Origin of the sequence: Kitasatospora sp. NPDC001540, assembly GCF_042894345.1 — a bacterium.
GTDB classification, from domain to species: Bacteria; Actinomycetota; Actinomycetes; order Streptomycetales; family Streptomycetaceae; genus Kitasatospora; species Kitasatospora phosalacinea_C.
Genome location: NZ_JBIAVO010000037.1, coordinates 67,167 through 73,876 on the forward strand (window position 1 = coordinate 67,167; position 6,710 = coordinate 73,876).

The 6,710-nt window shown below is 72.5% G+C and carries 7 protein-coding genes; 3 read left to right on the top strand and 4 right to left on the bottom strand.

Translation table 11 applies throughout. The features are described from left to right. The first annotated feature begins 69 nt into the window (after positions 1-69). Positions 70-858: a TetR/AcrR family transcriptional regulator gene (locus ACFY00_RS31580; protein ID WP_388035833.1), complete on the top strand. Its 789-nt coding sequence runs from the start codon at positions 70-72 to the stop codon at positions 856-858. A 113-nt stretch (positions 859-971) separates the two neighbouring features. After that, positions 972-1,295, top strand: a complete 324-nt coding sequence (locus tag ACFY00_RS31585) for a hypothetical protein (protein ID WP_388035836.1) — start codon at positions 972-974, stop codon at positions 1,293-1,295. Here the strand turns inward: ACFY00_RS31585 and ACFY00_RS31590 are convergent. The 4 genes from ACFY00_RS31590 to ACFY00_RS31605 form a co-directional block, all read right to left on the bottom strand. Then, positions 1,282-1,743 (bottom strand): hypothetical protein, encoded by a 462-nt coding sequence (locus ACFY00_RS31590; RefSeq protein ID WP_388035839.1) that lies wholly within the window; start codon positions 1,741-1,743, stop codon positions 1,282-1,284. The genes ACFY00_RS31585 and ACFY00_RS31590 overlap by 14 nt on opposite strands. An 86-nt stretch (positions 1,744-1,829) precedes the next feature. Continuing rightward, positions 1,830-3,074, bottom strand: coding sequence for a hypothetical protein (locus tag ACFY00_RS31595; RefSeq protein ID WP_388035841.1), 1,245 nt, complete (start codon positions 3,072-3,074; stop codon positions 1,830-1,832). A gap of 366 nt (positions 3,075-3,440) precedes the next feature. Next, positions 3,441-3,887, bottom strand: coding sequence for a MarR family winged helix-turn-helix transcriptional regulator (locus tag ACFY00_RS31600; protein ID WP_388035844.1), 447 nt, complete (start codon positions 3,885-3,887; stop codon positions 3,441-3,443). A gap of 34 nt (positions 3,888-3,921) precedes the next feature. Continuing rightward, complete coding sequence (locus tag ACFY00_RS31605; protein WP_388035846.1) at positions 3,922-5,694, bottom strand: MFS transporter; 1,773 nt, start codon at positions 5,692-5,694, stop codon at positions 3,922-3,924. A gap of 214 nt (positions 5,695-5,908) precedes the next feature. On the opposite strand from ACFY00_RS31605, the gene ACFY00_RS31610 reads away from it, so the two are divergent. Then, positions 5,909-6,547, top strand: a complete 639-nt coding sequence (locus ACFY00_RS31610) for a LysE family translocator (protein ID WP_388035849.1) — start codon at positions 5,909-5,911, stop codon at positions 6,545-6,547. Positions 6,548-6,710: the final 163 nt, after the last annotated feature.

The following is a 6,710-nucleotide window of genomic DNA, read 5'->3' on the forward strand; positions in this document are numbered from 1 at the left end:
ACTGTATCGACAGGCCGCCTCGTATCGTGTTCCCGCACCGCCCTGCGCCGCCGAACGGAGACCGCCCCCATGACCTCCCGTCACGCTCCCGACCCCGACACCGACTCCGGCACCGGCACCGGTTCCGGCCTGGTCTGGGAGCGCCCGGAGCCGCCGGAGCGGCGCACGCCGGGGCCGCTGAGCCGGGCGCTGATCGTCGGCGCCGCGGTCGAACTGGCCGACGCGGACGGGTTGGAGGGGGTGTCGATCCGGCGGGTCGCGGCGGTGCTGGAGGTCGGCCCGATGCGGCTGTACGGGTACGTGGAGACCAAGGCCGAACTGCTGGAGCTGATGGTCGACGCGGTGTACGCCGAGATCGCCCCCGGCCCGCACGACGCCCCGCGCGACGTCCCGCCCCCGGCCGGGCCGCGGGAGTGGCGGGAGGAGTTGCGGGAGCTCGCCGGACGGCACCGGGCGGCCGCGCTGCGGCACGAGTGGTTCATCGAACTGCTCGACGGGCGGCCGCACTTGGGCCCGAACACGCTGGCCGCGCGGGAGGCCGCCCTGGCCGTGCTGTGGGGCGTGCCGGGCTTCGCCGGGCGACCGACCCTGGTGCAGCAGGCGGCGGGGGTGTTCCACGCGTACCTGGCGGGGCGGCTGCGGGTGGAGGTGGCGCAGCGCCGGGCGGAGCGGGCGGAGGGGCGCTCGAACCACGACTGGCAGGTGGCGATGGGGCCGTACATGATGCGGGTGCTGGCGGCGGGGCGGCACCCGACGATCGCGGAGGTGATGCGTTCGGCCGACCACCTGACGCCGGGCGAGTCGTTCGCGGCGGGGCTGGAGATGGTGCTGGACGGGATCGCCGCCCAGGCGTCCTGATCCGGACGGGCCCCCGGAACCGCGCCCGGGTTCGAGCGCCCGCGCGAACGCCCCCGGTCAGGGCGGGCCCTCGGCCGTCACCGTCCGGCCACTCCCCCGGTACGACGAGGCAGTTGACGTGCGCCGACCTGCCGTGCGCCGATCCCGCCCCGCTGCCGACGACGGCGGTCGCGATGCTCCCGGACGGCTGGGACGTCGTGGACGACGACCTCGAGTGCGACGCGGACCGGCACTGGGGCGCTGCCCCGCTCGTCCTCGACAGCACGGAGGGCTTCGACGGGACGCTGAACTTCACCCTCCCGGCGAAGGCGTTCGCGGCGGGCGGCGGGCGACGACGCCCGGGCCGACAGTGGCGACGGCCGGGTCGGGCCTCTCGGCCCTCCCCCGGCCGTCGCCGCCGCGGTCGGTACGCCGTGACCGCGGTCAGTACGCCTTGACGTGGAGCGCCTCGGTCGCGATCAGGTCCGGCTGCCCGGGGGTCGACAGCACGACCGCCACCCGGTCCTCGAAGTTCTGGTGGTCGAGCACCTGCTGCCAGGTCACGCCCTCGCACAGCGTGGTGATCGTCGCCTTTCCCTCCCGCAGCGCCCCGGCGGAGGTGCCGATGACGGCGCCGCCCTTGTCGACCAGGTAGGCGTGGAAAGTGCCCTCCGTGCTGTAGCCCCGGAAGGTCACCCCGACCGACTCCTCGCCCAGCGGCACCGCGGAGACCGCCAGCCGGTCCGGGGCCTGCTGCCCGCCCACCTGCTGGCCGCAGGTCCTGGCGGCCCCGGCCGCCGCACCGGCGGTCGCACCGGACGCACCGCCCCCCGCGTCCGCCGCCTGCTGCCCGCAGGCGGCCAGGAGCAGCAGGGGCAGGACGAGCACTGCGGCGTGTCGTTTCAACGTGCCTCCTCGAAACGGTGAACGGAGCCGACCGCCCCGGACCGGGGCCATGGCGGTCAGGCGCGCGGCGGTCAGGCGCGCGACGATCAGGTGTGCGGGTTCAGGTGCAGGTTCCACGAGTTCAGGATGTCCGGCGCCTCGGTCCAGTACAGCGTCCCGCCTTCGCCGCCCGACACGATGCCGCGGGCCTGGCGGGTGCTGCTGCCGCTGATGCTGAAGACCAGCGCGCCGGAGTCGCCCGGCTCGCCCACCCAGCCGGACGAGGAGCCCTTCACCCCGCGCGCGGTGACCACCGTTCCGTCGTTCCAGGTGAGGTTGTACCTGACGTCGTCGTTGGTGACGGTGATGCCGCAGGGCACCCCGTGGCCGTCGTAGTAGGACCGCGCCCCGTCCTGGCAGACGGAGTCCCCGTCGTAGGAGTACGCCGCCGAGGTGACCGCGTACCACCTCCCCTCGGGCTGGTCGGCCTCGTCGGAGTTCGTCCCGTTGCCGTTGTAGTAGTCGGTGACGATGGTCTGCGCGTCCCACTGCGGGTGGTCGGAGCCGATGTACCCCATGTAGCCGCCCCTGGAGAGGTAGGACCACGAGCCGACGCTGGGGTTGCCGTCGCCGTAGACGTAGCTGCCGTACCCGGTGCTGAAGCAGTGGTCGGCGGTGATGAGGTAGTCCTGGCCGTTGTTGTCCTCGGCCGCGAGACCGGCGGTGCACTGGACGGTGCTGCCGGCCTTGTGGCCGTCCCCGACCAGCACGTCCCCGCCGATGAAGGCGCGGCCGTCGTTCCAGCGCCAGGTGAACGGCTGGGGCGCCTCGCCCGCGGTGACGGTGACCGGGATCCCGTTCGAGGCGAATTGCGCCCTGACGTGGTCGAGCGCGGACGCGGCGACGGTGACCTGGATGCCGGAACCGTCCGGGGCGGCGGCCGCGCTGTACACCTCCAGGTGCGCGGCGTCGGAGGACTTCGTCACCTCCATGATCCGGTCGAGCGAGGCGTCCAGGTCCTTCCTCGAGTACTTCGCGGTCACGTACTTGACCCGGCCGGTGTCGATCCCGGCGTGCTTCTGCTTCGCCGCGCCGGTCATCTTCTTGCTCCGACCCTCGTCGGTTCCGTACACGATGACCTGGTTGTTCTTCCGGTCGATGGAGATACCGGTGAAAGCGTCGGCGAAGTCGCCGCGCCCCTGCTCCCCGACGGCGGCGGCGAGGTCGCGCAGCGGGGCGAGGGCCGCGGTCTCGGGGTCGACCGCGGCGTTGGCGGTGACCGCCTCGACGACGTCCTTCGCGACGGCGGAGGGTACGGCGAGGGTGAGGGCGGTGAGGGCGGCACTGCTCACAATCGCGACACTTCGCACGATCGGGCGCATGGGAATTTCCTCCTGGGCACGGTTGCTCCGGCTCCGAATCCCGGCTCCGGTCGCCGAGAGGCTAGCCGTCCGGGACGGTCCGCCACCCACCCTTGGCGGCGACTTTGCCAAATGGAGGAAATGCAGTCGGCACTTTTACCGACAGGCGACGGGGAATCCGAAATCCACGGATCGCCAACGAATCACCCGAGAATGCCCGACCGAGTCCGGCTTTTCCCGGCGCACGGCATTTCGGAACGGAACCCCCGCCCCGCCGCCACGGGCCGCGAGCAGCGGCGGCGGGCCGTGGGGCGGGGGCGGCGGGCCGTGGGGCGGGTGCGGCGGGCCGGGGGGCGTTCAGCCGTCGATGGCGACCAGGCGCTCCAGGACGGGCAGGGCGGCCATCAGGGTCCGTCGTTCCTCGTCGGTGAGTTCGGCGGTGCGGCGGGCCAGCAGTTCGGAGCGGCGGCGGCGGATGTGGGCCAGCAACTCGACGCCCTCCGGGGCGAGTTCGACCAGGGCGGAGCGTCCGTCGTGGGGGTCGGGGACGCGGTTGACCAGGCGGGCCTCGACCAGTGAGGCGACGGTGCGGGTCAGCGAGGGGGCGGCGACCCGTTCCAGCGCGGCGAGTTCGCCGAGCCGGACGGGGCCGTGCTCCTCGATCCGAGCCAGGGCGGACTGCTGGGCGAAGGTGAACTCCTGCCGGTCGGACGCCTGCATCAGGTGCCGGTTCAGGCGGGCGATGACCAGGCGCAGGCGCGCCACCTCCGCCGGGTCGAGCCCGCCCTCGTGCTGCTGTCCCACCGTCGAACTCCCCTGCTCCGCCGTATCGTTCACGTCACGCCGCGCCCCGGGAGACCGCGGCGTCCCCGTCCGGGGCGGTGGTCGCGCCGCTCTCGGGGCCGTCGTCGACGGTACCGGCTCGGCGGCCGCGCAGCAGCGAGGCCAGGGCGGCGACCAGCGACATCGCGATGGCGAGCGAGAAGACCACCATCAGGCCGTCGTGGAACGGACCGGAGATCAGGTGCGGGAAGAACTCGCGTCCGGTGAGGGTCTGCGCGTTGGAGGCGGGCAGCCCGGAGAGCACCTGCGGACCGAGCAGTTCGTGGATCGGGTTGTAGCCGAGGAAGGCCGCGAACAGCGTTCCGACGGGCGGGAGTTGGGCGACCGCGTGGGCGTCCGCGGGCGAGACGCCCTGGGCGGTGAGGCCGTCGTTGAGGGTCTGCGGGAGGGATCCGGCCAGGCCGGCCACCATCAGCGAGAAGAACACGCCGATGGACAGCACCATGCCCGCGTTCTGGAAGGTCGCCCGCATGCCGGAGGCGGCTCCGCGGTCGGCGGCCGGGACGCTGGACATCACCAGGGCGGTGTTGGGCGCGGCGAACAGGCCGCCGCCGAGGCCGTTGAGGAACACCAGCAGGGCGAACCACGCGTACCCGAAGTCGGTGGGCAGGGCCAGCAGTCCGGCGAACGAGGCGGCCATCACGACCAGGCCGCCGGCCGCGAACATCCGGGCGCCGAAGCGGTCCGAGAGGTGCCCGGCGATCGGTCCGGCGGCCAGGAAGCCGATGGTCAGCGGGACGAGGTAGATGCCCGCCCAGAGCGGGGTCTGCTCGTACTCGTAGCCGTGCAGCGGCAGCCAGATGCCCTGCAGCCAGACGATCAGCATGAACTGCAGGCCGCCGCGGGCGATCGAGCCCAGCAGCGTCGCCAGGTTGCCGCCCGCGAACACCGGGTCGCGGAACAGGCGCAGCGGGAACATCGGTTCGGCGACCCTGGTCTCGATCACGCAGAACGCGAGCAGCACGGCCGCGCCGCCGATCAGGCCCGTCAGCACCCAGGGGTTGGTCCAGCCCATGGTGTGGCCGCCGTAGGGCTGGATGCCGTAGGTGATGCCCGCGAGCAGCGCGGTGAGGCCGACGGCGAAGGTGATGTTGCCCCACCAGTCGATCCTCCCGGGGCGGCGGACGCCGGTCTCGTGCAGCGAGCGGTAGGCCCAGACGGTGCCGATGATGCCGATCGGGACGTTGACCCAGAAGATCGACCGCCAGTTCCACTCGGCGAGGACGCCGCCGAGGACCAGGCCGATGAAGGACCCGGCGATCGCGGCGACCATGTTGACGCCGAGCGCCATGCCGCGCTGCTTGGCCGGGAAGGCGTCGGTGATGATGGCCGCGGAGTTCGCCATCAGCATCGCGCCGCCGACGGCCTGCACCACCCGCCAGCCGATCAGCCAGAGCGCGCCGCCGCCCCCGCCCATCGGGTCGAGCGAGAGGATCACCGAGGTGACGGTGAAGATCAGGAAGCCCGCGTTGTAGATCCGGACCCGGCCCCAGATGTCGCCCAGCCGTCCCAGCGTCACCACCAGCACCGCCGTGACCAGCATGTACCCCATCAGCATCCACAGCAGGTAGCTGACGTTGCCGGGCTCCAGCGGGTTGAGGTGGATGCCGTTGAAGATTGCCGGGAGCGAGATCAGCACGATCGAGGAGTTGATCGTCGCGATCAGCATGCCCAGGGTGGTGTTCGAGAGCGCCACCCACTTGTAGCGCGGGTGCTCCGCGCCGATCCACCGTTTCCCGGTGTCCTTCTCGGTGTCCACGTCCGCCATCTCCTGCCGCCCCCTGGGAACCCGTGATGGTAGTTAGCTGATGTGAACTAAATTACTGCGCGGACCCCCGCCCCGGCCAGTCGTCCCGGATGGTGGACGGGAGCAAGGGTGGCGCGGCGGGCGGGAGTTGACGGCCCGGCGGTAAAGATCCGGCAAAGCCACGGACGGGGAAAACCGCTGGCCGGGCGGGCCTCCCTGTGCTTGCATCGCCTCCATGGTGTCCACCGACCGCTTGCTCGCCTTCGCCGCCGTGTCGTTCCTGCTGATCGTGATCCCCGGCCCGAGCGTGCTGTTCGTGATCGGACGGGCCCTGGCGCACGGGCGGCGCGCCGCGCTGACCACGGTCGCGGGGAACACGACCGGCGCGTACGCCCTGGTCGCGGCCGTGGCGTTCGGGGTGGGCGCGGTGGTGGAGCGCTCGGTCCTGCTCTTCGCGCTGCTCAAGTGGGTGGGGGCGGCCTACCTGGTGTTCCTCGGCGTCAAGGCGTGGCGCGAGCGCGGGTCGCTGCGGGCCGCGCTCGGCGGGGCGGGAGCCGCCCGGAGCGGCCTGCGGACGTTCGGGGAGGGGTTCGCCGTCGGCGTGACCAACCCCAAGACCATCGTGTTCTTCGCCGCGGTGCTGCCGCAGTTCGTCGACCGCGGCCAGGGGCGGGTCGCGGCGCAGATGCTGCTGCTGGGCCTGGTCTTCAACGTCATCGCCCTGGTCTCCGACATGGCGTGGGGCCTGGTCGCGGCCACCGCCCGGAGCTGGTTCGCGCGCTCGCCGCAGCGGCTCTCCCTGGTCGGGGGGACGGGCGGCCTCGCCCTGATCGGGCTCGGCGTCACCGTCGCCGTGACGGGCCGCAAGGACTGATCCGTCGCCGGGCCCCTCGCCGCGGGCCCGGATCGACGCCGCGTACGGCGGCCTACGCGTACGGCGGCCTAGGGAGCGTATTTGGTCGTGATCAAGGGGTGGTCCTGGTGAGGTCCTTGATCCAGATCATCGCGCCGCGAAGCTGGAGGCCGGCGAGGTAGCT

Excerpts from the sequence above, each read along its gene's own strand:
- ACFY00_RS31580 (WP_388035833.1), top strand. The coding sequence starts at position 70 with ATGACCTCCCGTCACGCTCCCGACCCCGACACCGACTCCGGCACCGGC.
- ACFY00_RS31605 (WP_388035846.1), bottom strand. The coding sequence starts at position 5,694 with ATGGCGGACGTGGACACCGAGAAGGACACCGGGAAACGGTGGATCGGC.
- ACFY00_RS31610 (WP_388035849.1), top strand. The coding sequence starts at position 5,909 with ATGGTGTCCACCGACCGCTTGCTCGCCTTCGCCGCCGTGTCGTTCCTG.